This is a genomic window from Turicibacter sp. GALT-G1, assembly GCF_025594995.1.
Lineage (GTDB): Bacteria > Bacillota_I > Bacilli_A > MOL361 > Turicibacteraceae > Turicibacter > Turicibacter bilis.
Genome location: NZ_JAMQUS010000066.1, coordinates 1 through 1,895, shown reverse-complemented (window position 1 = coordinate 1,895; position 1,895 = coordinate 1). Strand labels below are relative to the sequence as shown.

The window sequence follows — 1,895 nt, the reverse complement described above, 5'->3', positions numbered from 1 at the left end:
AAGGGGCTGTCTCAAAATAGATGGCCCTTTGAATTAAAAAACTACAGTTTACAAAAAAAGGCAGTCCCATTCGGGACTGCTTTTTTGTATACTTTTTTTATGCTAAAAAAAGAAAATATACATCAAGATTATACAACTTATTCAGCTGGATATCAACTCTCTTTAACGATGGATATTCAAGTTTATATTGCACCTCATGACCCTGTACGTTTGCTTAATCAATTATTGGAGGGATTAGATTATAAAAAATTATTAAGCACTTACTCTGATCAAGGGAGAAATTCTGTCGTACCACCGGTTATCATGTTTAAGATTTTAGTTTACGCGTATATGAATCGCGCTTTCTCTTCACGAGAAATTCAGCGACTTTGTCAACGGGATATTCATTTTATCTGGCTGTTAAACGGTTATCCCGCGCCTAGCCATCATACGATTAATCGATTTAGAAAACATCATTTAAGCGATGGCATCCTAGAAGATTTATTTGATCAATGGATTGAGCGTCTTCACGCCTTAGATGAAATTCATTTTAAAAACCTGTTTATTGATGGAACAAAAATTGAAGCGAATGCCAATCGTTATTCCTTTGTTTGGTTAAAATCAGTCACTAAAAATGAATCTAAACTTCATACAAAAATTGAAAAACTGCTTCAACAAATCAACGAAATGTATCTAACAACGTATCAGTTCAATTCGACTCAACCCTTAGATGGTTTAGAATCTTGTTTAATGAATTTGAAACAACGAGTGATTGAACAATCCATTGAATTTGTTTATGGAAAAGGAAAGAGAAAAACCGTTCTACAACGTCAAGTGGAAACACTCGAAGATTATATTGAAAAACAGAAAATGTATTTGACGTATCAAGAAATGATTGGCGAGCATCGTTCAAGTTGTTCAAAAACGGATGTTGATGCCACTTTTATGAGAATGAAAGACGATCACATGAAAAATGGTCAATTAAAACCAGGATATAATGTCCAAATTGGCGTTGAAGCGGAGTATATTGTTCATGTTGGAATCTTTAGTTCGGCCAATGATGTCACGACTTTGATTCCCTTTCTGACATCTATGGAATCTCGATTATCTAACACATTTGAACGGGTGATCGCAGATGCAGGTTATGAAAGTGAAGAAAATTATGCTTATTTGAAGGAGAACCATCAAAAAGTTTTCATTAAGCCCCTCAACTATGAAGCCTCAAAAACAAGAAAATATAAAGCTCAACTGGGGAAACGAGAAAACATGGCGTATGATGAACTCACAGATACCTATACGTGCGCAAATGGCAGAACGTTAAAACCGATTGAAGTTAAAATTAGAGAAAGGCAGACGGGATATCGAAAAGAAGTCACCCTTTATGAATGTGAAAATTGCCAAGATTGTCCCTTGCGTTCAAAATGTACAAAAGCGAAAGAAGGAAACCATAAACGAATAGAAGTGTCTAAAAAAATGCTTTCGCTAAGAACAGAGTCACTTGAAAATATCCAAAGTGAAGAAGGGATTATTTTAAGAAAGAATCGCTCCATTCAAGTCGAAGGTGCTTTTGGCGTGTTAAAACAAGATTACGGCTTCAGAAAATTTTTAACCCGTGGAAAAGTTCATGTCACAGTAGAAATGTTGCTTCTATGTTTTGGATATAATGTACAAAAATTACATAACAAAATCCAAAGCAATCGTTGCGGGCAACAACTCCATAAACAAAAAGTGGCTTAAAAAATCAGAATATACGGTCATTTTGAAGGAAAGAAACGTCCTTCTTTTCATCGTACTCAAAAATAAATTCAATCCATAAAATTCAATCCAGGGCCTAATTTTTTTTACGATGAATAGCCAAAAAAAGGAGCATGTAGCTCCATGACTATGAAGTTTTAGTCATTTTGATACAGCCCCTT

The 1,895-nt window shown here is 34.8% G+C and carries 1 protein-coding gene; it reads left to right on the top strand.

All coding sequences use genetic code 11. The features are described 5' to 3' along the window. The first annotated feature begins 99 nt into the window (after window positions 1-99). Window positions 100-1,716 (top strand): IS1182 family transposase, encoded by a 1,617-nt coding sequence (locus NEH74_RS11375; RefSeq protein ID WP_262941397.1) that lies wholly within the window; start codon window positions 100-102, stop codon window positions 1,714-1,716. Window positions 1,717-1,895: the final 179 nt, after the last annotated feature.